General features: G+C 57.9%; 23 protein-coding genes. 15 read left to right on the top strand and 8 right to left on the bottom strand.

Annotated elements, in window-relative coordinates; genetic code table 11:
* Positions 1-2 precede the first annotated feature (2 nt).
* From nuoL to BLU89_RS01050, 6 genes are read left to right on the top strand one after another with little or no spacing between them, the layout of a single operon-like run.
* Positions 3-2156 carry an NADH-quinone oxidoreductase subunit L gene (gene nuoL, locus BLU89_RS01025; protein WP_074733731.1) on the top strand — a complete coding sequence of 718 codons (2154 nt, stop codon included), beginning with the start codon at positions 3-5 and terminating at the stop codon, positions 2154-2156.
* The gene (locus BLU89_RS01030) at positions 2156-3700 is read left to right on the top strand and encodes an NADH-quinone oxidoreductase subunit M (RefSeq protein WP_074733732.1); all 1545 of its coding nucleotides are present in this window, start codon (positions 2156-2158) and stop codon (positions 3698-3700) included. The genes nuoL and BLU89_RS01030 overlap by 1 nt, the downstream gene beginning before the upstream one ends.
* A gap of 15 nt (positions 3701-3715) precedes the next feature.
* Positions 3716-5158, top strand: a complete 1443-nt coding sequence (nuoN, locus tag BLU89_RS01035; protein ID WP_074733734.1) for an NADH-quinone oxidoreductase subunit NuoN — start codon at positions 3716-3718, stop codon at positions 5156-5158.
* Between the two features lie 54 nt (positions 5159-5212).
* Positions 5213-5962: a biotin--[acetyl-CoA-carboxylase] ligase gene (locus tag BLU89_RS01040; RefSeq protein WP_074733736.1), complete on the top strand. Its 750-nt coding sequence runs from the start codon at positions 5213-5215 to the stop codon at positions 5960-5962.
* Positions 5963-5973: 11 nt separating this feature from the next.
* Positions 5974-6753, top strand: coding sequence for a type III pantothenate kinase (locus BLU89_RS01045; RefSeq protein WP_074733738.1), 780 nt, complete (start codon positions 5974-5976; stop codon positions 6751-6753).
* Entirely contained in the window at positions 6750-8417 is a 1668-nt protein-coding gene (locus BLU89_RS01050; protein ID WP_074733739.1) for a ribonuclease J, read from the top strand. Before BLU89_RS01045 ends, BLU89_RS01050 begins: the two co-directional genes overlap by 4 nt.
* Here BLU89_RS01050 and BLU89_RS01055 read toward each other — a convergent pair.
* The gene (locus tag BLU89_RS01055) at positions 8414-9115 is read right to left on the bottom strand and encodes an NUDIX hydrolase (RefSeq protein ID WP_074733741.1); all 702 of its coding nucleotides are present in this window, start codon (positions 9113-9115) and stop codon (positions 8414-8416) included. The two genes, BLU89_RS01050 and BLU89_RS01055, sit on opposite strands and share 4 nt — an antisense overlap.
* Positions 9112-9510, bottom strand: a complete 399-nt coding sequence (locus BLU89_RS01060) for a DUF983 domain-containing protein (protein ID WP_074733743.1) — start codon at positions 9508-9510, stop codon at positions 9112-9114. Before BLU89_RS01060 ends, BLU89_RS01055 begins: the two co-directional genes overlap by 4 nt.
* 221 nt (positions 9511-9731) lie before the next feature.
* Between BLU89_RS01060 and BLU89_RS01065 the strand changes: the two genes are divergently transcribed.
* The 4 genes from BLU89_RS01065 to BLU89_RS01080 are packed head-to-tail and all read left to right on the top strand — an operon-like array spanning position 9732 to position 11615.
* The gene (locus BLU89_RS01065) at positions 9732-10187 is read left to right on the top strand and encodes an EF-hand domain-containing protein (RefSeq protein WP_074733745.1); all 456 of its coding nucleotides are present in this window, start codon (positions 9732-9734) and stop codon (positions 10185-10187) included.
* 6 nt (positions 10188-10193) lie between these two features.
* Complete coding sequence (locus tag BLU89_RS01070; RefSeq protein WP_074733747.1) at positions 10194-10808, top strand: RNA polymerase sigma factor; 615 nt, start codon at positions 10194-10196, stop codon at positions 10806-10808.
* Positions 10801-11145, top strand: a complete 345-nt coding sequence (locus BLU89_RS01075; protein WP_074733749.1) for a hypothetical protein — start codon at positions 10801-10803, stop codon at positions 11143-11145. Before BLU89_RS01070 ends, BLU89_RS01075 begins: the two co-directional genes overlap by 8 nt.
* Positions 11142-11615 carry a periplasmic heavy metal sensor gene (locus BLU89_RS01080; RefSeq protein WP_074733751.1) on the top strand — a complete coding sequence of 158 codons (474 nt, stop codon included), beginning with the start codon at positions 11142-11144 and terminating at the stop codon, positions 11613-11615. The genes BLU89_RS01075 and BLU89_RS01080 overlap by 4 nt, the downstream gene beginning before the upstream one ends.
* 4 nt (positions 11616-11619) lie before the next feature.
* Here the strand turns inward: BLU89_RS01080 and BLU89_RS01085 are convergent, their stop codons facing one another.
* Positions 11620-13020 carry a diguanylate cyclase gene (locus tag BLU89_RS01085; protein ID WP_083347661.1) on the bottom strand — a complete coding sequence of 467 codons (1401 nt, stop codon included), beginning with the start codon at positions 13018-13020 and terminating at the stop codon, positions 11620-11622.
* An 89-nt stretch (positions 13021-13109) separates the two neighbouring features.
* Between BLU89_RS01085 and BLU89_RS01090 the strand changes: the two genes are divergently transcribed.
* The 5 genes from BLU89_RS01090 to BLU89_RS01110 all read left to right on the top strand — a co-directional run bounded on the left by BLU89_RS01090 (position 13110) and on the right by BLU89_RS01110 (position 17493).
* Positions 13110-13394 carry a DUF3572 domain-containing protein gene (locus BLU89_RS01090; RefSeq protein ID WP_074733753.1) on the top strand — a complete coding sequence of 95 codons (285 nt, stop codon included), beginning with the start codon at positions 13110-13112 and terminating at the stop codon, positions 13392-13394.
* Positions 13395-13413: 19 nt separating this feature from the next.
* Positions 13414-14106 carry an HAD family hydrolase gene (locus BLU89_RS01095; protein WP_074733755.1) on the top strand — a complete coding sequence of 231 codons (693 nt, stop codon included), beginning with the start codon at positions 13414-13416 and terminating at the stop codon, positions 14104-14106.
* A 118-nt stretch (positions 14107-14224) separates the two neighbouring features.
* Entirely contained in the window at positions 14225-15784 is a 1560-nt protein-coding gene (locus BLU89_RS01100; RefSeq protein ID WP_074733756.1) for a trimethylamine methyltransferase family protein, read from the top strand.
* Between the two features lie 126 nt (positions 15785-15910).
* A complete protein-coding gene (locus BLU89_RS01105) occupies positions 15911-16498 on the top strand; it encodes a heme NO-binding domain-containing protein (protein WP_074733758.1) in 588 nt (195 codons plus the stop codon).
* Entirely contained in the window at positions 16495-17493 is a 999-nt protein-coding gene (locus BLU89_RS01110; RefSeq protein WP_074733760.1) for a GGDEF domain-containing protein, read from the top strand. Before BLU89_RS01105 ends, BLU89_RS01110 begins: the two co-directional genes overlap by 4 nt.
* A gap of 26 nt (positions 17494-17519) precedes the next feature.
* Here the strand turns inward: BLU89_RS01110 and BLU89_RS01115 are convergent, their stop codons facing one another.
* The 5 genes from BLU89_RS01115 to BLU89_RS01135 form a co-directional block, all read right to left on the bottom strand.
* Positions 17520-18206: a CbiX/SirB N-terminal domain-containing protein gene (locus tag BLU89_RS01115; RefSeq protein ID WP_074733762.1), complete on the bottom strand. Its 687-nt coding sequence runs from the start codon at positions 18204-18206 to the stop codon at positions 17520-17522.
* A gap of 72 nt (positions 18207-18278) precedes the next feature.
* Positions 18279-19211 (bottom strand): AEC family transporter, encoded by a 933-nt coding sequence (locus BLU89_RS01120; RefSeq protein WP_074733764.1) that lies wholly within the window; start codon positions 19209-19211, stop codon positions 18279-18281.
* Positions 19212-19264: 53 nt separating this feature from the next.
* Positions 19265-20062 carry an MBL fold metallo-hydrolase gene (locus tag BLU89_RS01125; RefSeq protein ID WP_074733765.1) on the bottom strand — a complete coding sequence of 266 codons (798 nt, stop codon included), beginning with the start codon at positions 20060-20062 and terminating at the stop codon, positions 19265-19267.
* On the bottom strand, positions 20059-20865 hold the full coding sequence (locus tag BLU89_RS01130) for a TatD family hydrolase (protein WP_074733767.1): 807 nt from the start codon (positions 20863-20865) through the stop codon (positions 20059-20061). The genes BLU89_RS01125 and BLU89_RS01130 overlap by 4 nt, the downstream gene beginning before the upstream one ends.
* Complete coding sequence (locus BLU89_RS01135; protein WP_074733769.1) at positions 20862-21986, bottom strand: DNA polymerase III subunit delta'; 1125 nt, start codon at positions 21984-21986, stop codon at positions 20862-20864. Before BLU89_RS01135 ends, BLU89_RS01130 begins: the two co-directional genes overlap by 4 nt.
* Positions 21987-21988: the final 2 nt, after the last annotated feature.

Genomic DNA, 21988 nt, shown 5'->3' on the forward strand with positions numbered 1-21988 from the left:
ACATGGAAACCACCATCCTCTTTGCCCCGCTGGTGGGCGCGCTGCTTTGCGGGTTTGGCTGGCGATTTATTGGTGAGAAGGCCGCCATGTGGACGGCCACGGGTCTGCTGTTTCTGGCCTGTCTGCTCAGCTGGATCGTTTTCCTGACATTCGACGGCCACACTCAGCAAATCGAGATCATGCGCTGGATCGAAAGCGGGTCGTTGTCGACAAGCTGGGCGGTGCGTCTGGATCGATTGACTGCGATCATGCTGATCGTGGTGACGACCGTCTCAGCGCTCGTGCACTTGTATTCCTTCGGCTATATGGACCACGATCCGCAATGGCGCGAGGGCGAAAGCTATAAGCCACGGTTCTTTGCCTATCTGTCCTTCTTTACCTTCGCGATGCTGATGCTGGTGACGGCAGACAATCTGGTTCAGATGTTCTTTGGCTGGGAAGGCGTGGGTGTTGCCTCATATCTGCTGATTGGGTTCTATTATCGCAAACCGTCAGCCAACGCCGCCGCGATGAAAGCCTTCATCGTCAACAGGGTCGGCGACTTTGGTTTTGCGCTTGGAATCTTCGCGCTGTTCTTCCTGACTGACAGCATCAATTTCTCGGACATTTTTGCCTCCGCTCCGGCGCTGGCAGAAGAGAAACTGCACTTCCTGTGGGGTGAGTGGACCGCCATCGAAGTGATCTGTGTTCTGCTGTTCATCGGGGCGATGGGTAAATCAGCGCAGTTGATCCTGCACACCTGGTTGCCGGACGCGATGGAAGGCCCAACGCCTGTGTCGGCGCTGATCCATGCTGCAACCATGGTGACGGCGGGTGTATTCCTTATCTGCCGCATGTCGCCGTTGATGGAGTTCGCGCCAGGTGCCACCGGGTTCATCACCTTCCTTGGGGCCTCGACCGCGTTCTTTGCTGCGACCGTGGGTCTGGTGCAGACCGACATCAAGCGTGTAATTGCCTATTCGACCTGCTCCCAGTTGGGCTACATGTTCGTAGCCGCGGGTGTTGGCATGTACTCGGCCGCGATGTTCCACCTGCTGACACACGCGTTCTTCAAAGCGTTGTTGTTCCTCGGTGCCGGTTCGGTGATCCACGCAATGCATCACGAGCAGGAGATGACCGAATACGGGGGGCTGCGGAAAAAAATTCCCTATACCTTCTGGGCGATGATGATCGGAACGCTGGCAATCACGGGGGTTGGGATCCCGTTGACCCAGATCGGCTTTGCCGGGTTCCTGTCGAAAGACGCTATCATAGAAAGCGCATTTGCAGGCGGCACAGGTTACGCATTCTGGATGTTGGTGATCGCGGCGATGTTTACGTCATTCTACAGCTGGCGTCTGATTTTCCTGACCTTCTTTGGCGAAGAGCGCGGCGACAAGCATACGCATGAGCACGCGCATGAAAGCCCGATGACCATGGTGGTACCGCTGGGAGTTCTTTCGCTGGGCGCGGTGTTTGCCGGGATGATCTGGTACGGTAACTTCTTTGGCCATGCGGACAAGGTCGGCAAGTTCTACGGCATCCCGGTGGCAGAAGCTTCTGAACATGCCGAGGCCGCCGATCATGCTGCGGCAGATACTTCGCATGGTGAGGATAGCCATGCCGACGATGGCCACACGGATGACAGCCATGCCGATGAAGCTGCTCATGATGAAAAAGATGCGGATGGCGGAGATCATCACTATGTCTTTGCGGGTGAGCCGGGTGAAGGTGCGCTCTATATGGCACCGGACAATCACGTGCTGGATGATGCACATGCGGCCCCGAAATGGGTTAAGGTTTCGCCTTTCGTGGCCATGCTGCTTGGGTTCATTGTGGCCTACTGGTTCTACATCGTGAACACCTCTCTGCCAGCGCGTCTGGCCGCAAACCAGCGTCCGCTGTACCTGTTCCTGCTGAACAAATGGTACTTTGACGAGATCTACGACGCGATCTTCGTCAAACCGACCTTGGCACTGGGCCGCTTCCTTTGGAAACGCGGTGACGGCAACACGATTGACGGCTTCCTGAATGGCGTTTCCATGGGCGTTGTGCCCTTCTTCACCCGCCTCGCAGGGAAAGCGCAGACTGGTTACATCTTTACTTACGCCTTCTGGATGGTCTTGGGCATAGCCGCCCTTGTCACCTGGATGTCGATCGGCGGAGGCGCACACTAATGGACAATATCTTATCTATTGTCACCTTCATCCCCGCCATCGCAGCAGGCATTCTGGCCCTGTTCCTGCATGGTGAGGACGCAGCCGCGCAGCGCAATGCCAAATGGGTGGCGCTGGTAGCGACGACCGTGACCTTCCTGGTTTCGATCGGCATCTATACCGGCTTTGATCCGTCAAACACCGGCTTCCAGATGGTGGAAGAAGGCGAATGGCTTATGGGCCTGAAATACAAGATGGGTGTGGACGGGATCAGCGTTCTGTTCGTGCTTCTGACGACTTTCATCATGCCACTGACCATTCTGGCCAGTTGGAACGTCGAAGATCGCGTCAAAGAGTACATGATCGCCTTCCTGTTGTTGGAAACGCTGATGCTGGGCGTTTTCATGGCGCTGGATCTGGTGTTGTTCTATCTTTTCTTCGAGGCCGGCCTGATCCCGATGTTCCTGATCATCGGCATCTGGGGCGGGGCGAACCGGATTTATGCCAGCTTCAAGTTCTTCCTCTACACCTTCCTCGGCTCAGTTCTGATGCTGGTTGCGATGGTGGCAATGTATTCCGATGCGGGCACCGCGGATATAGAGGCACTGATGAGCCATCAGTTCTCGTCCGAAGGGTTCAGCGTACTGGGTATCTACATCGTTGGAGGGATGCAGACGCTGATGTTCATCGCCTTCTTTGCCAGCTTCGCGGTGAAGATGCCAATGTGGCCGGTGCACACCTGGTTGCCGGATGCACACGTTCAAGCGCCAACGGCGGGTTCGGTCGTGCTGGCAGCGATCCTGTTGAAGATGGGCGGTTATGGTTTCCTGCGCTTTAGCCTTCCGATGTTCCCTGTGGGTTCGGCGGTGATGACCGACGTGGTGCTGTGGATGTCAGCCATCGCGGTTGTCTACACCTCTTTGGTCGCGCTGGTGCAGGAGGACATGAAGAAGCTGATCGCATACTCTTCGGTGGCGCATATGGGCTTTGTGACCATGGGGATTTTTGCGGCAAACCAACAGGGCATCGACGGGGCAATTTTCCAGATGCTCAGCCACGGGTTCATTTCGGCGGCACTCTTTCTGTGTGTTGGTGTGATCTATGACCGGATGCACACCCGCGATATCGAGGCGTACGGAGGTCTGGTGATCCGGATGCCCGCCTATGCGCTGGTCTTCATGCTGTTCACCATGGCCAATGTCGGTCTGCCGGGCACAAGCGGGTTTATCGGTGAGTTCCTGACATTGATGGGAGCGTTTCAGGTTAACACCTGGGTGACCGCAGTAGCCGCGACCGGAGTGATCTTCTCGGCTGGCTATGCGCTGTGGCTCTATCGCCGCGTGGTCTTTGGTGATCTGATCAAAGAAAGCCTCAAGGCCATCACCGACATGAGCTCGCGCGAGCGGCTGATCTTTGCTCCGCTGATCGTGATGACGATCTTGCTGGGTGTTTATCCGTCGCTGGTGACGGATGTGATCGGCAATTCGACGGCTGCGTTGATTTCGAACTATGACACGGCTCTGGCCGCGGCTGAGACCGCGAACCAGTCAGCCGCATCGCATTAAGGAGGCTTTGGAGACATGATCCAGGCTGATCTGACAATTATCATGCCGGAAATCGTACTGGCGATCTATGCGATGGCGGCGCTGATCGGGGCTGTCTATACCACCAAAGACGGGCTGGCGCCGGTTTTGGTCTGGACAACGGCGGGGCTGATGGCGTTGCTGGCGATCTGGATCGCGACCAATGGTGACGGCACAAACGTGGCTTTCAATGGCATGTTCGTGGATGACGGCTTTGCCCGGTTCGCCAAGGTCGCCATCCTGCTCTCTGCTGCCGCTGTGTTGCTGATGAGCCAGGACTACATGGCGCGCCGCGGCCTGTTACGCTTTGAATATCCGCTTTTGGTGGCGCTGGCGTCTGTCGGTATGATGATGATGGTCAGCGCGGGCGATTTGATGTCGCTCTATATGGGGCTAGAACTGCAATCCCTGTCGCTCTACGTCGTTGCCGCGCTGCGTCGGGATAGTGCCAAATCGACCGAGGCTGGCCTGAAATATTTTGTGCTGGGTGCGCTCAGTTCGGGCCTGCTGCTGTATGGTGCATCGCTGATCTATGGTTTTACCGGGACCACTCTGTTCTCGGGCATCATCCAAACGGTTCATCACGACGATGTATCGCTTGGCCTGCTGTTCGGGCTGGTTCTGCTGATCTCGGGCCTTGCATTCAAAGTCTCTGCCGTACCTTTCCACATGTGGACGCCGGATGTGTATGAGGGCTCGCCAACTCCGATCACCGCGTTCTTCGCTACTGCCCCGAAAGTGGCTGCAATGGCCCTGTTCGCGCGTGTCTTGCACGATGCGTTTGGCGGCGTGGTCAAAGATTGGCAGCAGGTGATCGTGCTGCTGTCAGTTCTGTCGATGCTGTTGGGCGCAGTTGCAGCGATCGGGCAGCGCGACATCAAACGTCTGATGGCCTTCTCGTCGATTGCACATATGGGCTATGCGCTGATTGGTTTGGCTGCTGGTACCGAGATGGGCGTCAAGGCTATGCTGATGTATCTGGCGATTTATGTGACGATGAACATCGGCACCTTCGCATTCATCCTGATGATGGAGCGTGACGGCAAACCGGTAACAGATATCGATGCCCTGCGGCAGTATTCGAAACGGGATCCGGGGAAAGCTCTGGCCGTGCTGATCCTGATGTTCAGCCTTGCAGGCGTGCCCCCAATGCTGGGATTTTTCGCCAAATTCGGCGTTTGGCAAGCTGGTGTTGAGGCCGGGTTGACCGGTCTGGTTATCGCATCAGCCATCGCCTCGGTCATCGGTGCGTTCTACTATCTGCGGATCGTATTCTATATGTATTTCGGGGCCGAAAATGAAGATCCGATTGAAACCCGCTCGACGCCCGTTTTGTGGGGTGCTCTGATGGGGTCTGCTGCACTGATGCTGATCGGTGTGTTCTATCAATTTGGAATCGAAGGCGCTGCGGCTGCAGCGGCGACAACGCTTGTCAACTGATACCAAACCCATGAACAGTAAGGGGGCTCGGTCGTTGCGCCGGGCCTTTTTGCCATGAGCGAGTGGCCGCAGGGATACGGCTTGCATGTACTGCAGGAGGTGGATAGCACCCTGAACGAGGCAGCTCGGCTTGCTCCGACTGCCTCGGGGCCTGTCTGGATCATGGCACATCACCAGACCGCTGCGCGCGGACGTCGTGGCCGTGCCTGGACCAACCCCAAGGGCAATCTGGCCGCGACCTTACTGATGCGTCCACCCGGAGATCCGGAACAAGCCGCTCTGCGCAGTTTTGTTGCTGCCCTGGCACTTTATGATGCTTGCGTCGCTGTGACAGGGCGTGCGGCAGGTCTGTCACTGAAATGGCCCAACGACGTATTGCTCAACGGGGGTAAACTGGCCGGTATATTGCTGGAAAGCACGGGGCAGGGACGGGGTGTTTCCCACTTGGCCATTGGGGTCGGGGTCAATCTTTCCGAGGCTCCTGATACTGGCAGCGTCGAACCCGGCGCAGTGCGGCCAGTGTCTTTGTTGTCGGAAACCGGTGCCGATGTCACCCCTGAAGATTTTTTGGTGGAACTGGCCTCGGCCTATGCCCATTATGAAACACAATTCATGACCTATGGGTTCGGGCCGATCCGCACGGCATGGCTGTCCCGCGCAGCGCGACTGGGAGAGGTAATTACCGCTCGTACCGCAGCGTCGGAAACGGTTGGCACCTTCGAAACGGTAGACGCGGGTGGCAGCCTTGTCCTAAACACCGCCAAAGGCCGCGTCAGCATTCCTGCCGCGGATGTCTATTTCTGAAGGGGGCGCAAATGCTTCTGGCGATTGATTGCGGCAATACCAATACCGTTTTCTCGATCTGGGATGGCGAAGAATTCTTATGCACCCTACGCACTTCGACGCACCATGCCCGGACAGCGGATGCCTACTTTACCTGGTATTCAACGCTGGTGAAACACTATGGGATCGAGGCTGACATTACCGATGTCGTCATCGCCTCGACCGTGCCGCGGGTTGTATTTAATCTGCGCGTCTTTGCGGATCGCTTCTTTGGATGCCGCCCGCTGGTGGTGGGAAAGCCAGAATGTCTGTTACCTGTAAATCCGCGCATCGACGAAGGCACAGTGCCTGGACCTGACCGATTGGCCAACGCCGTCGGCGCGTTTGACCGACATGGTGGGGATGTGGTTGTGGTCGACTTTGGGACAGCTACCAATTTCGACGTTGTGTCGTCTGATGGCGCATATGTCGGCGGTGTTATCGCACCCGGAGTGAATCTCAGCCTTGAAGCCTTGCATCAGGGCGCGGCGGCCTTGCCGCATATTGACATAACCCGCCCCGATAAAGTGATTGGAACCAATACGGTTGGCTGTATTCAGTCCGGCGTGTATTGGGGGTATTCCGGATTGATCGAAGGGCTTATTGCCCGCATCAAGGCGGAATATGGATTGCCGATGAAAGTCGTTGGAACCGGTGGGCTTGCGCCGCTGTTCGATCAGGCCGATGTGGGGTTCGACGCAATCGAAGACGATCTGACGATGCACGGATTGACCGTGATCTATCGCTATAACAAGGAAAATGGCTCAACATGAGCAGTGAACGACTGATCTATTTGCCGCTGGGCGGCGCAGGCGAAATCGGCATGAATGCCTATGTATATGGCTATGGGGAGCCGGGGCGAGAGCGGTTGATCCTCGTGGACCTCGGCGTTGCTTTCCCGGACATGGATACCTCGCCCGGTGTCGACCTGATCTTCGCCGATATCACATGGCTGAAAGAGCGTGCCGACCGGCTTGAGGCGGTCTTTGTCACCCACGCGCACGAAGACCATGTTGGTGCGGTCGCGCATTGCTATGAGGCGCTGGGTGCCCCCGTTTATGCGCGTGCCTTCACGGCAAACATCGCGCGCCGCAAGATGGAGGAGCACGGCCATCCGACCGAGGCCGTGCGTACAGCTTCGCCCTGGCCCGAGCAAATCAAGGCTGGCCCGTTCACAATCGGTTTCCTCCCGGTTTCTCACTCGATCCCCGAAAGTGCAGGGCTGGTCATCGATTCACCGGCCGGGCGCGTCGTACATACCGGAGATTTCAAGCTGGATGCCAATCCGGTTGTGGGAGAACCATTTGACCCCGATCTGTGGGCCGAGGTGGCAAAACAGGGCGTCAAGGCGCTGGTCTGCGACAGTACCAACGTGTTCTCAACCCATCCCGGGCGCTCGGAATCCGAAGTCGGACCCGAGATCACCCGACTGGTGCAAGATGCCAGCGGCATGGTCATTGCGACCACCTTCGCCTCGAACGTGGCGCGGGTAAAAACACTTGCCGAGGCAGGGCAGAGGGCCGGGCGTTCGATCGTGTTGCTGGGCCGTGCGATGCGTAGGATGATCGAAGCAGCTACAGAAACAGGCATTCTCCGCGACTTTCCCAAAGTTATCAGCGCCGAAGAGGCGCTGGATGTGCCACGTCAGAATCTGATGCTGATCGTTACTGGCAGTCAGGGTGAGCGCCGAGCAGCCAGTGCACAACTGGCGCGCGGCAAATATCGCGGGCTTGAGGCGAAAGAGGGCGATCTGTTCCTGTTCTCCTCCAAAACCATCCCCGGAAATGAGCGTGGTGTAATCCGCATCATGAACCAGCTCAGCGAAAAGGGTGTGGATGTGGTCGATGACAGCTCGGGCCTCTATCACGTCTCGGGTCACGCCAATCGTCCTGATCTTGAAAAGGTGCATGCGCTGGTTGATCCGCAGATGATCATCCCGATGCATGGTGAACATCGCCACCTGCGCGAACACGCCAAACTGGCCGAAGCGGGTGGACGAACCGGGATTCTGGCCGTGAACGGCACCATGCTGGATTTGACGGGTAATGCGCCGAAAGTGGTGGATTACGTCGAAACCGGGCGCACATATCTGGATGGCACGGTCAAGATCGGCGCGTTGGACGGCGTGGTACGTGATCGTATCCGCATGGCGCTGAATGGTCATGTCACGGTCACAGTCATTCTGGATGAAGAAGATGAACCGCTGGGTGAGCCGTGGTGCGATACGATGGGTCTGCCCGAGGTGGGGTCATCTCGCGCTGCGCTGATCGAAGTGCTGGAAGAAGATTTGAATCAGTTTCTGATGCGTGCCGGTGCCAAAACACTGCGCGATGACGGCAAGCTGGAAGAAGGTTTGCGCCGGATCGCACGTCAGACGGCTCAGGCCGAGATTGGCAAGAAACCCGAGGTGACAGTGGTTGTCAGCAGGATGCGTTAGTCCGCGTAGGGCATCTCATAACCCCGAAGCTGCAGGAACAGGCTGGCCTCTTCGTTGTTGAGGAAGAATGGCACCGTCTCCGGCGGGTTCGGGTCCGAGGCGCGGGCGGCCACTTCGGCCAGGACAACTTCGGTTATGAACGGTAGGTCGAACGCACGCGCCTGGCTGACTTTGACCCATTGCAGATGGGACAATTCGTCCGAGGCATGGGTGAAATCATCAAGGTCACTCTGAATGGCGTCCGCGTCGACCAGAAAGAACCGGGCATCGAACCGGCGTGGCCGACCCGGCGGTGTGACAGCACGGAACACGAATTGCAGCGCTTCGGCAGAGGGCAGGTACCCCATTGCAGCAAAGCTTTGCCAGTCAGATGGCGCGGTGCTCTGCCATTCGCCGCGCTGGCCAAGGATCAACCCGGTTTCTTCCCACAACTCTCGGATTGCAGCGGCGGCCAGCGCATTTTGCAGGTCTGGTTCGGACTGCTGCGTCAAACGCTCAGTGCACAAATCGGGCAAGGGAGTGCTCAGTGGAATGGTCGCGTCGGCAGGATCGACTGCACCACCGGGAAAGACAAATTTGTTGGGCATGAACGCCGCCTTCGCGCCTCGCTGACCCATCAGGATCGAGGGGTCGCTGTGCCGGTCACGCAGAACGATCACCGTGGCGGCGTGGCGAATGGCGGTTTTGTCCGCGCTCATGCGGATTTGCCGAACCCATGCATCCGGCGCGCCCACTGATATGCGACCACGGCCCCTTTCAGACGGGGTAGAAGAAACAGTGACAGCGCGATGCAGCCGATCGAGAAACCTATTGCCATCACCCAGGGATCAGGCCGCCAGTGCACGTAGGAGACGTGCAGCGCAGGCGCCAGCAGGTGTCCCACGATCAGAATGGTCAGGTAGGCCGGGCCATCATCGGCGCGGTGATGGAACAGCTCTTGCCCGCATTCAGAGCAGCTATCATTTACCTTCAGATAGCTGTGCAATAGCTTGCCTTCGCCACAATTCGGGCATTTGCAGCGGAACCCACGCATCAGTGCGGGTTTTGTCGGGCGGTCTTCTTCGACCGAGCTGTTAATGGTCTGATCAGTCATTTCAATCTCGCGCGTTTATATTCGGGCGATATAGGCTGTATCGAGCCCGTCGGAAAAGGGGGGTGCGTCGCTTTGTGGCGATGCAGCGAAGCGTATCAGCTTCCGGTTGCTTTTCAAGCAGGATGAAAAAAGTTGCCCCCGTTGCGACGGAAACCCGGCCGGGCCGCGTTTGAACAAGTATCAACAGCGGCATAGGGCCGCTCATATCAGGGAACTTTGTAATGAAAACCAACACCTTCATATCGGCCATAGTTCTTGCAGCCGTTGCCGTGACCGGCACCTCCGCATTGGCCAAGGGTCCGCGCCCTACGTTTCAGGAACTGGATACCGACGGGGACGGGCAGGTGACACAGGCCGAGATTGCTGCACATCGCAATCAGAAATTCACAGGCGCCGACGCGAATGGCGACGGGCAGCTGAGCGTTCAGGAAATGCAGGCGGCGGCACAGACAAAGGCCAATGCACGTGTGACCAAGATGTTTGAAAAGCACGACGCAAATTCAGATGGCTTTATCAGCGAAGATGAATTGCCGAAACCACGCCGTGCCTCCAAGATGTTCGAGCGTATCGACGCCGATGGAAATGGGGCGATCTCAGAGCAAGAATATGCGGATGCAAAAGACAGGATGGGTCGGAAGCACAAGCGGCATCAGAAGTCGGATACCGACGACAACTGATGCGGGATGGAGGATCTGACCTCTTACCCGAACACGACGCACGGCAGATCTTCTGCCGTGCCCGAGCCCAGCGACGAGGCGTTGCTGGGCCGGTTCGCTGATGGGGATGCAGCTGTGGCCCGCCTGCTGACCGGACGGCTGGGACCGCGCAGCTATTCCTTGGCTTTGCGAATGCTCGGAAATCGGGCGGAAGCCGAGGATGTGACGCAAGAGGCGATGATGCGTCTGTGGAAAATGGCGCCGGATTGGGTTCCGGGTCAGGCACAGCTTTCGACCTGGCTCTATCGAGTGACGTTGAACCTGTGTGTGGACTTGCGCCGGAAAAAGCGCCCCGATGCGCTGGAAAATGTGGCCGAGCCGGAAGACGGCACAGCCAGTGTGGTGGATCGGATGCAGGATACCGCCCGCAAAGATGCGCTGCAGAACGCGTTGCAACAGTTGCCGGACCGGCAGCGACAAGCCGTGGTTTTGCGGCACATTGAAGAGTTGTCCAACCCTGAAATCGCGGGGATCATGGACATTTCCGTCGAGGCGGTCGAAAGCCTGACCGCGCGCGGCAAACGGTCTCTGACAGCTATATTGGCAGGGCGTCGGGATGAACTGGGGTACGAACATGGCTGACCAAGACAAAGAACTTGACCAACTGTTTGCGCAGGCGCGCGAGGCGCGGGATGTATTTCCGGACCATCTTGCCGTTCGCATCGAAACCGATGCCGAAGCCATTCGGCTGACCCGGGCCGTCCCGGCAAAGCGCCGGACATGGCGGCAGCGGATGCGTGGAATTGGTGGTTGGCAGGGATTGGGTGGTCTTGTGGCTGCCAGTGCGGCGGGCGTCTGGATCGGGTTTTCTGCCCCGACCTTTTTGCCGGACCCCGTAGTCTATTTCACCTCGCAAGAGACAACCTATCTGATGGCCGATCTGAATCTGGACGAATACTATCTGGAGGACGCAGAATGAACGATAATCCCGCACACAAACGCAAATGGATGCCGATATTTCTGGGCGTTTCGCTTGCTCTGAACTTGTTGATTGTCGGGGTGGTCCTGGGCGCAGTTCTACGGTTCAAAGGCAACAGTCCTGCGGCCGCGCCACCCGGATTTGGCCCGGCCTTGTATTACGCTCTGCCTAAGTCGGATCGAAAAGCGCTTCGTGGTGAACTGTCAGACCTGCGCGGCAAGGGATCGCATCGTCGCAAGCAGGATTTCAGTGCGCTCAGTCAGGCCCTGAGGGATGTCCCTTTCGACCCCGCAGCAGTTGAAACCTTGCTGGAACAACAGTCCAAGGCCACCGCGAATTTGCAGAACGCTCTGCATCAGCAATGGCTGGCCCAAATCTCAGCCATGAACGATGAAGAGCGCGCAGTATATGCGGATAGACTGGAAGAAGTGGTCAAGCGCGGCCCGCGCAAGCACAAAAAGCGGCATTGAATCCTCATGCCGCGCTCTGCCGGATGTGCACCTGATTGCGACCGGCCTTTTTTGCGGCGTAAAGTGCCTTGTCCGCTGAACGCATCATTCGATCGACAGGATCGGTCTCATCCTGACGGGCGAACTCGGGCGGTGCGCAGAGTTTAACTCCCACGCTGATGGTAACCGGAATCAACGTTGGATGATCGGGCAACTGGAACGGTTTTCCGCAGATGCATTCGCAGATCCTTTCCGCTTGCTGCAGCGCATGTTCCGTCGTGGCATTCGGGAGCCCGATCATGAATTCCTCGCCGCCGATACGGGCCACAAAACCGGCTTCACCGATGACAGCTTGCAGCCTGCGCGCGGCATCGGTCAGGACCAGATCACCAGCGGCATGACCGAACCGGTCGTTGATTGCTTTGAAGTGGTCCAGATCGGCGAGCATCACCGCAAATCCGTGACCTGATCCCGGTGCCTGATGCGCGATCCTGTCCAGCGCCCGCATCGCATAGCGACGATTGTGCAAGCCGGTCAGCGGATCGGTCAGAGATTCGGCAAGGTCCTTCCGCAAAGTTGCGCGCAAGCGGTCGTCGCGGGTCTTGCGGGCGATCAGTGTCTCGAGCCGCAGCGCGATCTCATCCGAGTGAAAGCCCCCCATACATACCGCGTCGGCTCCTCGGTCCAGCACTTCGGCCGCGCGCGCGGGGTTGTCATCCGGTAGCACCCCGATGAGAACGGTATTGCGCGTCGCTCCGCGCGACCGCAGATCAGCCAGAAGGTTTCGCCCTGTGACCTTCGAGCCAAGCTCAACAACAATGGCATCCGGGGTCGTTCCGGACAGGACGCCTTTGAGATCGGGCAGGGTGTGGCTGGTCAGTTGGTGCCGGGTTTGATTAACCAGAGATTTGCACCACAACGTACCGGTGCGGGCGGATTGCGTCAGAATCGCGATCTGCGCGATCGGTGGCGGTGCAAACAGAACTTGCGCCGGTTCGCCAAAACCAATGGACTGAGATTCGCCTTTTAGGGTCAGTTCCTGCCGGTCGGCTGTTGTGCGTAACAGGCTGCGTACGCGGGCCAGCAAGAGAGTATCCTTGAACGGGTATCCGAGAACGTCGTCCAAACCGTCCGACAGCGCCTGCAACCGTGCCGCCTTGTCGTTTTGCGGTGTGATTGCGACAATAGGCACATCCATCAGCGCGGGCTCTGCCGCCATCACTTTCTTGACATCCGCTGCGGTTCCATCGGGCAGGGTTTGCGCCGTCAGAACCAGATCCGGTCGGACCCGCCGCAGCAGAGCTGCAAGCCCGGCCACTCTTTCGCCCTGCACGACGTGGTACCAGGCCGCTGTCAGCTGAACCTTGAGCATAATGCGATTGGTCGAAACCCCGTCGAGGACAAGTATGGTGCCCTGCACAGACATAGCCATTCACCGTTAGATTGCATGCGTTGCCAAAGTGTTTATGAGTCTGGTTAACAAACCCTTTCCAAGACTGTGTTAGAGGCCAGTTTATGCCGATCTCCGCCAATTCCGCTGAAACTCTGGCCCTGAGCGTGCTTGGCTGGCTGGTGGGAAACGACGAATTGTTGCCCGTCTTTCTGGGCGCAACCGGCGCCTCTGCCCAGGATTTGCGCGACCGGGCAGGCGAGACCGAGTTCCTTGGCTCGGTTCTGGACTTTCTGATGCTTGACGATTCGTGGGTGATCGCTTTTTGTGACGCCAATTCCGTACCCTACGATCAGCCGGGTCAGGCCCGTGCTGCATTGTCCGGGACTTCGAATATGCACTGGACCTAACCTGCAGGAGCCCTCATTCATGGCAATTGACGCCCTCGTGTTCGACAAGGACGGCACTCTTTTTGATTTCGCGGCCACCTGGGGCACGTTCGGGCGCGCCGCGCTCGAGCAACTCTCGAAAGGAGATATGCAGCTTGCGGCAGATCTGGGACGTGCGATCGGGTTTGATTTCGAGCAAGAGAGCTATGATCCCAACAGCATTGTCATTGCCGGAACCGTTGATGAGGTCGCCGGAGCACTGAAACCGCACCTGTCTGAAACATCGCTTGAAGAATTGGTGGATACGCTCAACCGGGCTTCGGCGGAGGCGCAGCAGGTTCAGGCCGTTCCGCTGGCGTCGTTTCTTGAGGAACTGCGTCAAGCCGGGTTGAGATTGGGTGTGGCCACGAATGACGCTGAAAAGCCGGCGTTGCAACATCTGCATTCGGTTGGTGTGCGGGATCACTTCGATTTTGTGGCCGGATACGACAGCGGACATGGTTATAAACCCGGTCCGGGGCAGCTGCTGGCTTTTGCGCAACATGTTGAGGTCGAGCCATCCCGCATCGCCATGGTCGGTGACAGCCTTCATGACCTCGAAGCTGGGCGCGCAGCGGGGATGGTGACGATTGGGGTTCTGACCGGAATGGCGACAGCTGAAACGCTCGAACCGTTGGCGGATGTGGTACTGCCGAACATCGGCCATATTCCCAGCTGGCTTTCAAAAGACTGATCAACCTGCGTCGAAAATCGCCGGTTCAGATATCAAAACCGACATGAGCTGTCGCAGATAGAGCGGCCAGAACGGGTTCTTCGGGGCTTGCTTATGAAAGGAAGCCGGGAGGATACCCATGAACGATAGTAAAACGCGCAGACGCCGAGGCGGGGGGCGTGCGGGCGCTGCGGCCCGCCGCGGCAGTGCCGTGATTGATCAGATGCCGTGGAACCCTCCGTTAAACATCGACCGTCCGACCGAACCGCTGGACCCGGATGGGATCGAGGCGATTCACGAGGGGGCGATGCGTATCCTCGAAGAGATTGGCATCGAATTCTACAATCAGGAAGCTATCGGCATCTTGCGTGAGGCTGGCTGCACGATCTCGGGTGACAACGTTCGCATGGGCCGGGATTTCGTGATGGAGATGGTGAGCAAGGCGCCAAACAAGTTTACCATCACGCCGCGCAACCCGGATCATCAGATCGAGGTCGGGGGCAAGACATTGCTGTTTGGCAATGTTTCATCTCCGCCGAATTACTGGGATATGGAGATCGGCAAGAAAGTGCCCGGGACACGGCGGATGTGTCAGGATTTGCTGAAGCTGACGCAGTATTTTAACTGCATCCACTTTGCCGGGGGCTATCCGGTCGAACCGGTGGATATCCACGCCAGCATCCGCCATCTCGACGTGCTCTATGACAAGCTGACCCTGACCGACAAGGCGATGCACGCCTACTCGTTGGGGAAAGAGCGGGTCGAGGATGTGATGGAGATGGTGCGCATTGCAGGCGGCCTTAGTCACGACGAGTTCGAAGCAGCGCCGCGGATGTACACCAACATCAACTCTACGTCGCCTCTGAAGCACGACCAGCCGATGATCGATGGTTGTCTGAGGTTGGCGCGGCGTGGGCAGGCGATCGTGGTGACCCCGTTTACGCTGGCCGGGGCTATGGCGCCTGTGACCATGGCCGGGGCGGTGGCGCAATCGCTGGCCGAGGCGCTGTGTGCAATCGCGCTGTTCCAATATGTTCGGCCCGGCATACCTTGTGTGATCGGAACCTTCACCTCGAACGTGGATATGAAGTCCGGGGCGCCTGCATTCGGGACGCCGGAATACATGCGCGCGACTCAGATGACCGGGCAGATGGCGCGGTTTTATGGCTTGCCGATGCGGTCTTCGGGTGTTTGTGCTGCGAATGTGCCGGACGGTCAGGCCATTTGGGAGACGTCGAATTCCCTTTGGGCAGCGGTGCAATCAGGCACCAATATGGTCTATCATGCGGCGGGCTGGCTTGAAGGCGGTTTGATCGCGAGCCCCGAGAAGTTCATCATGGATTGTGAAATCCTGCAGCAGATCCAGCGCTATATGCAGCCTGAGCTGGCGGCGGCGGGACCGGATGAGATCGCGCTGGAAGCAATCCGTTCGGTCGGGAATGACGGGCATTTCTTTGGCATCCAACACACGCAGGACCGCTATACCACAGCATTTTATCAGCCGTTCCTGAGTGATTGGAAAAACTTCGAAGCGTGGGAGGCCGCCGGTGGCATCTGGACACCCGAGCGCGCCCATCGAATGTTCAAGGAAATCGTGAACAATTTCGAAGCACCCGAATTGGATGAGGCGATCCGTGAGGAACTGGTCGACTTTGTTGAGCGTCGCAAGGCTGAGGGTGGCGCACCGACTGATTTCTGACCGCACACCTCAAACCTGAGTTTCAGGTTGAGATTACATGGCATTCTCATGATCCCGTGGTGGATGTTGGGTCTTTGTTAAGGTTTCTGGGATCACCTGAGACTGTCTTACAATCTGAGGCGACTCATGCACGGGCTGATCAACAGGGCGATTCAATCCTTCGTCTGCGCCACCTATGGCCGCCAATGCTGGCTGCACGCGACCCAGACGTCGGGCCTTGGTTTCGATGAGTTTGAGGCGATGTTGATCTATGAGGCGGACATAACGACCCGTGTGCTGGACGTTCTGTGTGCCAAACTGAACCGCCCAAAGACCGAGTTTCTGGAGGATCTGGGAACCTACCTTGTGTCACATCCAAACATGGAGGATTTGCGGCGGCTGCTCCGTTTCGGAGGGGTCACCTATGTCGAGTTTCTGCACTCGCTTGATGACTTGTCAGATCGTGTGCGCCTTGCCGTGTCGGACCTAAGTTTGCCGGATCTGGAATTGCAGGAGCATTCACCGGCGGAATATCAGTTGCACTGTTTTCCCGGGTTACCGGGGTATTCCAGTGTTATGACCGGTGTTCTGCGGGCCATGGCGGATGATTACGGGGCGCTGGTTATCCTGTCCAATGACGAGCACCATAACGAGGCCGAAGTCATTTCGATCAGGCTGATAGAAAGCGCATTTGCCGAGGGGCGTCACTTTGATCTCGGGGCACGCAAATCATGATCAGGACCGACGATGTTGGAGGGCTGCTGAAAACATTGTGTCCGATGTTTGTTTTGGTCGATGATTGCGGCCGGGTCGTTCAGGTCGGACCAACGCTGCAAAAACTGCGCCCCGATTATCCCATGGCTGGGCAAAGCTTTCTGGATATATTTGAACTCGTCCGCCCCCGATCGATATGTACCGTGACCGAGATGCTGGCAGAGCCGGGCCTGAAGTTGCACCTGAGATTTCAGGACCAACCACAAACAGCATTCAAGGGTCTGATTGCCCCATTACCCTGCGGGGGTGGGGCAGTCGTCAACCTGTCTTTCGGCATTTCGATATTGGATGCGGTGCGGGATTATGCTTTGACTAGCGCGGATTTCTCGGGCACCGATCTGGCGATCGAGCTATTGTATCTGGTCGAAGCAAATTCCGCCGCGATGGAGGCCTCTCGTTCGCTGAACCTTCGGCTCCAGGCGGCGATGCTGGCTGCTGAGAAACAGGCCTATACCGACACGTTGACCGGGCTCAAAAATCGGCGAGCGATGGATCATATCCTTGCTCATCTGATTTCGACGAAATCGGTTTTTTCGCTGATGCATCTGGATCTGGATTTCTTCAAATCAGTAAATGACCGACTGGGCCATGCCGCGGGGGATTACGTGCTGCAACAGGCTGCAAAGATCATGCTGGAAGAAACGCGAAGCGATGACACTGTTGCCCGCATCGGTGGGGACGAATTTGTTTTGATCTTCAAAGGAATGAGCGATCGTAAAAAGCTTGGTGGTATTGCAAAGCGCCTGATCTCACGTCTCTGTCAGCCGATGAGGTTCGACGGATCGGCCTGCAGCGTATCGGCGAGCGTTGGTACGGCGCTTTCGACGCAGTTCGAAGTGCCCAAAGCGATGGATATCCTACATGCCGCTGATCTGGCTCTGTATGCGGCGAAGCGGAATGGGCGATCCTGCCACCGGTTCTATTGCGAATTGTCCGATGCGCGGCAATCCGGTTGAACGTGGGCAAATGCCCGCAGGCCTTGCTATATCGCATCCAGCGTTGCCGCGATGTGCCGCTCGACCTGCGGCAGCTCTGAGATTACCGGCATGACGTGACCGGAAAAGCTGGCGCGGGTCAGCTCTTGCGGGACATCCTCCAGCACGTGACCTCCGGTGCAGGCAAAAAATGGCAGACAGAGTGCCTGTTCACCGCAATTCGTAGCCGCGTCAGCAATGGATGGCGGCTGTTCTACAAAACCAGTGCGGATGCTGTTGAAAGAAGTCAGCCGACCCAGCGCATTTGCAAACCCATTCGCAACCACCGCCGGATTGGCGCTGCGACCCGAGCCATGCGCTGCGATCACAAGGTCTGTCTTGGATGCGCGCCACTGCCGGTCCGCCAACGCCTGATGTAGGGCAGCGGCAACAAGTGCAGGCAAGTTCGGATCGGTGCCCAGCGGTTCCAGAATCGTTACGGGCCGGTTGCCGATCCGCTTGGGTAAAGCACTGGTGACGAACCAGCCACGTGCCATAAATAGCGGGTAGATTGCTGTCGTGTCGGGCAAGTTGTCCAGACACTGCTCTAGCGCGTTGGGGGCGGCCAAAGTGGCCGAACGCACCGAGGCCCGCTGACACAATGCGCCGATTTCTCGGGCAAAAGCTGCCAGCGCCGCCTCGGCGGGTGCCGGGTCAGAGGGTTGGCCATGGGCTACGATAACGGCGTGTGACATGCAGGGCTCCGAATGGGTTCTGCGATAGATGTTTTGCTTATGGGCAGAGTCAATGCGGTATTGGCATTTTAGTCATCCCAGCAGGGTCAGCCACAACCAGACGGTCAGGATCGATGCGGCTGTCCCCACCAGGACCGAGGATGCGGCGACTCGCTTGGCGCGACCATACATATTGGCGAAAATATAGGCGTTGAAACCCGGTGCCATTGCCGCCGTTAGAACGCCCGAGCGAAAAAGATCCTGCGGCAGCGCCAGCGACGATCCGAACAGCCAAACCAGGCTTGGATGCAGCAGCAGTGATATGCAGCAGACAAAGATGATCGCACGCAGGTCGCCTTCGGGACGGTACTTTACCAGCACGCCCCCCAGCGCGAACAAAGCTCCGGGCAGGGCAGCACGAGTGATCAGGTTAAGCGCCTCATCCACGACGCCGGGTACGCCAAGCCCCGTAAGGTTCACGATAAACCCCAACGAGATGCCAAGAATGAGCGCGTTCTTGAACATGGCTGACAACACGGATTTAATCATCTGCGCCCCGCCGTGTCCGCGGTTTCGGAAGACCTCCATCACCGTGATTCCGACGCAATAGCAAAAAGGTGAGTGGATCGCGATGATTGCGAAATTGCCTGTCAGGTTATCAGGCCCATAAGCGCGTTCGGTTATGGGCAAACCCAACAGAACCGAGTTTGAAAACAGGCAGCAAAAGCCGATGGCGATGCAGTCTTCCCACTCGCGGGCGAAAATCAGGCGAGCGCCAACCATACCAGCAACAAAACAGAGGCCAGCAGCCGAGTAGAAACTGGCCAGAAGTCGAGGATCGAAGCTGGCACTCAGGTCGAGATTTGCAATGGCCAGAAACAGCAGACAGGGAATGGCAAAACCCTGAGTAAACTTCATCAGACCGTCGATATGGGCTTCACGGAAATAGCCAGACCGCGTTGCAGTATACCCTGCGCCGATGACCAGAAACACCGGCAGGATGACATCGATCAGACTTTGAAACATGATCGGACCTTAGGCGCCAGAGCGGGTTTTGCGGGCGCGAACAGCGGCTTGCCCTACAGCGGTTGCCGGATCACCATGCCGTCAAAGGCAGGCGTAATATGATCCGGAGTTTCCGCATCGACCGTGGCATAATCCAGATCTATATGCATGTTGGTCAATACAGCGCGTTTCGGTTGCAATTGATCGATCCAGCCCAGCGTTTTGTCCAGATGGGCATGAGTTGGATGAGGCGACCGGCGTAAGGCATCGATGATCAGGCAATCAAGGTTTGCCAGTTCAGCCATGCTCTCGTCGTAAAGATCCGCGACATCAGGTAGATAGACGGTCGCGCCCATTCTGAATCCAAGGGCATCAATCGACCCGTGGTTCACGCGAAACGGTCGGAACGGGATGGGGCCACCGGTGCCGGAAACCTCGAACGGGCCATCAATTGTCTTGAGGTCGAGAATTGGCGGATAGGGCGAACCTTCGGGCTGGACGAAGGCATAACCAAATCGGCTAAGCAGATCATTCTGTGTATCGCCGTCAGCCCAGACGGGAACCCGGGTCTTCATGTTAAAAACGATCATCCGCAAGTCGTCGATCCCGTTCATGTGATCGGCGTGGGAATGAGTGTAGATCACTCCATCCAGACGTCCCGTACCCGTGTCCAACAACTGGCTGCGCATATCAGGCGAGGTGTCGATCAGAACCGATGTCGTACCTTCTGGCCCGTCGCGTTCAACCAATAATGAGCAGCGTCGGCGGATGTTTTTGGGGTTCTCCGGATCGCAGGCCCCCCAATGCCCACCCAGACGGGGGACGCCGCCGGAAGACCCGCAGCCCAGAATTGTTAGGCGCAGTTCACTCATGCAGCCGCCCTGTATGTGGCGGCTTTGGCAAATAGCCTGTCAAAGTTCGCCTGCGTCCGGGCGGCAAATTCGGCATAGTCCATCCCAAAGACTTCGGCACCTTTGCGGGCGGTGTGGGCGGTATATGCCGGCTCGTTCCGCTTGCCGCGATAGGGAGGGGGCGCCAGATACGGCGCATCAGTTTCCACCAGAATGCGGTCGACCGGCGCGGTGGCAAAGATATCGCGCAGTTCCTGGCTTTTGGGGAAAGCTGCGATGCCGGACATGGACAGGTAGAACCCTAACTCAAGTGCCGCATGGGCCAGCTCAGCCGAAGAAGAAAAGCAATGCATGACGCAGGAATAGGGCGCGTTGCGGTATTCCTCTGCCAGAATGCGGGCCATGTCGTCATCGGCGGCGCGGGCATGGATGATCAGCGGTAAACCAGTGCGCTGGGCAGCTTCGATATGAATGCGCAGCGATTGTTGCTGCACATCGGCAGACTCGGCCGTGTAGTGGTAATCAAGCCCGGTTTCGCCGATACCCACGAATTTCGGGTGCTTAGTCAGGGCTACAAGTTCATCAATCGTGGCCATCGGCTCTTCTGCGGCACTCATCGGATGGGTGCCTGCGGCGTAGAAGACCGGGGCGTGGGCCTCGGCGATGGAACGCACGGCGGGTTCGTTACGAAGGCGGGTGCAGATAGTCACCATGCGGGTTACACCAGCCTCGGTGGCGCGGGTGACAATTTCGTCCAACTGCCCCTCGAAATCTGGGAAGTCCAGATGGCAGTGGCTGTCGGTAATTTCGGGGGTGGGGCTCATCTGCTCTGACCGGCGGTTTCCTGTATCTTGAACACCGTATCTAGGACTAGCGAGGCAGGGTCAAGGTTCACCGCCTGCCCATGCCGCGCGCGCGCCGTGATCAGGGCGGCGACCTCAGCCCACTGCCGGGCCTTATTTGGCGAGCCGGACAGGCGAGTCAGAATTTCAGCCTCGTTCGGGGCAGCTTCGGGCATTGGGGCTGTGCCCGTTGCTCCGGTTAGCGCGAGACGGGACAAGGCCATGTCGATCAGTGACAACAGCAAGTCGAACCTGTCGGCTGCACCCCGTTGTGCCGCAGCTTCGGCAAGCTTCAATGCGCGCTGCCGGTCGAGCCGGGGCAGTGTGCCCAGAATGTCGATCAACTCTGCATACAACTCAAGCCCGCCGAGATTGATCAGGCGAACAGCATCGCCCACTGACCCGACGGCGATTGCGGCCAGATGGTCGGCCTGGCCACCAGTGACATCGGTGCCGGTTTGGGCCAGTGCAGCCTGCATGTCGTCGCTCCCCAGCGGCGACAATCGCAATGTGCGACAGCGTGAGCGGATGGTTGGCAACAGGCGCGAGGGTTGGTGCGAGATCAACAACAGTGTCGTTCGTGCGGGGGGCTCTTCAAGCATTTTCAACAGCGCATTTGCAGCGCTGACGTTCATCTCGTCTGCAGAATCCACGATGACAACGCGCCGACCACCGTCGGCTGCGGAAAGGCCAAAGAACCGTCCCAGTTTGCGGATATCATCGACAACGATCTCGTTTCGCAGTCGCCCCTGATCGTTCACGGATCGGGTGATCGCCGCAAGGCCGGGTTCGGCCCCTGCAAGAATGCGGTGTGTGACGGGGTGATCCGGGGCGGTGTCCAGCGTGTCAGGCGGGGGCGGGGCGCCGAACAACCCGCTGTCATCGGACGGAGGTGTTGCCAGCAAGAATTGCGCAATGCGCCAGGCGAGCGTTGCTTTGCCCACACCGCGCGGGCCTGTCAACAACCAGCCGTGATGCAAACGGTCTGAATTATACGCGGTTAGAAACGCCTGCTGTGCTGCCTCCTGTCCAAGAAGCTTGGCGGTTTCACGCGGATGCGGGGCGCCGGGGGCTTGATCCGGTGTTGGAGTGTCGTCGCTCATGT

This window comes from Ruegeria halocynthiae, from assembly GCF_900106805.1.
Lineage (GTDB): Bacteria > Pseudomonadota > Alphaproteobacteria > Rhodobacterales > Rhodobacteraceae > Ruegeria > Ruegeria halocynthiae.

Excerpts from the sequence above, each read along its gene's own strand:
- BLU89_RS01135 (WP_074733769.1), bottom strand. The coding sequence starts at position 21,986 with ATGAGCGACGACACTCCAACACCGGATCAAGCCCCCGGCGCCCCGCAT.
- BLU89_RS01095 (WP_074733755.1), top strand. The coding sequence starts at position 13,414 with ATGGCAATTGACGCCCTCGTGTTCGACAAGGACGGCACTCTTTTTGAT.
- BLU89_RS01115 (WP_074733762.1), bottom strand. The coding sequence starts at position 18,206 with ATGTCACACGCCGTTATCGTAGCCCATGGCCAACCCTCTGACCCGGCA.
- BLU89_RS01045 (WP_074733738.1), top strand. The coding sequence starts at position 5,974 with ATGCTTCTGGCGATTGATTGCGGCAATACCAATACCGTTTTCTCGATC.
- BLU89_RS01030 (WP_074733732.1), top strand. The coding sequence starts at position 2,156 with ATGGACAATATCTTATCTATTGTCACCTTCATCCCCGCCATCGCAGCA.
- BLU89_RS01060 (WP_074733743.1), bottom strand. The coding sequence starts at position 9,510 with ATGACTGATCAGACCATTAACAGCTCGGTCGAAGAAGACCGCCCGACA.
- nuoN (WP_074733734.1), top strand. The coding sequence starts at position 3,716 with ATGATCCAGGCTGATCTGACAATTATCATGCCGGAAATCGTACTGGCG.
- BLU89_RS01040 (WP_074733736.1), top strand. The coding sequence starts at position 5,213 with ATGAGCGAGTGGCCGCAGGGATACGGCTTGCATGTACTGCAGGAGGTG.
- nuoL (WP_074733731.1), top strand. The coding sequence starts at position 3 with ATGGAAACCACCATCCTCTTTGCCCCGCTGGTGGGCGCGCTGCTTTGC.
- BLU89_RS01050 (WP_074733739.1), top strand. The coding sequence starts at position 6,750 with ATGAGCAGTGAACGACTGATCTATTTGCCGCTGGGCGGCGCAGGCGAA.
- BLU89_RS01110 (WP_074733760.1), top strand. The coding sequence starts at position 16,495 with ATGATCAGGACCGACGATGTTGGAGGGCTGCTGAAAACATTGTGTCCG.
- BLU89_RS01065 (WP_074733745.1), top strand. The coding sequence starts at position 9,732 with ATGAAAACCAACACCTTCATATCGGCCATAGTTCTTGCAGCCGTTGCC.
- BLU89_RS01055 (WP_074733741.1), bottom strand. The coding sequence starts at position 9,115 with ATGAGCGCGGACAAAACCGCCATTCGCCACGCCGCCACGGTGATCGTT.
- BLU89_RS01100 (WP_074733756.1), top strand. The coding sequence starts at position 14,225 with ATGAACGATAGTAAAACGCGCAGACGCCGAGGCGGGGGGCGTGCGGGC.
- BLU89_RS01080 (WP_074733751.1), top strand. The coding sequence starts at position 11,142 with ATGAACGATAATCCCGCACACAAACGCAAATGGATGCCGATATTTCTG.
- BLU89_RS01120 (WP_074733764.1), bottom strand. The coding sequence starts at position 19,211 with ATGTTTCAAAGTCTGATCGATGTCATCCTGCCGGTGTTTCTGGTCATC.
- BLU89_RS01090 (WP_074733753.1), top strand. The coding sequence starts at position 13,110 with ATGCCGATCTCCGCCAATTCCGCTGAAACTCTGGCCCTGAGCGTGCTT.
- BLU89_RS01070 (WP_074733747.1), top strand. The coding sequence starts at position 10,194 with ATGGAGGATCTGACCTCTTACCCGAACACGACGCACGGCAGATCTTCT.
- BLU89_RS01075 (WP_074733749.1), top strand. The coding sequence starts at position 10,801 with ATGGCTGACCAAGACAAAGAACTTGACCAACTGTTTGCGCAGGCGCGC.
- BLU89_RS01085 (WP_083347661.1), bottom strand. The coding sequence starts at position 13,020 with ATGTCTGTGCAGGGCACCATACTTGTCCTCGACGGGGTTTCGACCAAT.
- BLU89_RS01105 (WP_074733758.1), top strand. The coding sequence starts at position 15,911 with ATGCACGGGCTGATCAACAGGGCGATTCAATCCTTCGTCTGCGCCACC.
- BLU89_RS01130 (WP_074733767.1), bottom strand. The coding sequence starts at position 20,865 with ATGAGCCCCACCCCCGAAATTACCGACAGCCACTGCCATCTGGACTTC.
- BLU89_RS01125 (WP_074733765.1), bottom strand. The coding sequence starts at position 20,062 with ATGAGTGAACTGCGCCTAACAATTCTGGGCTGCGGGTCTTCCGGCGGC.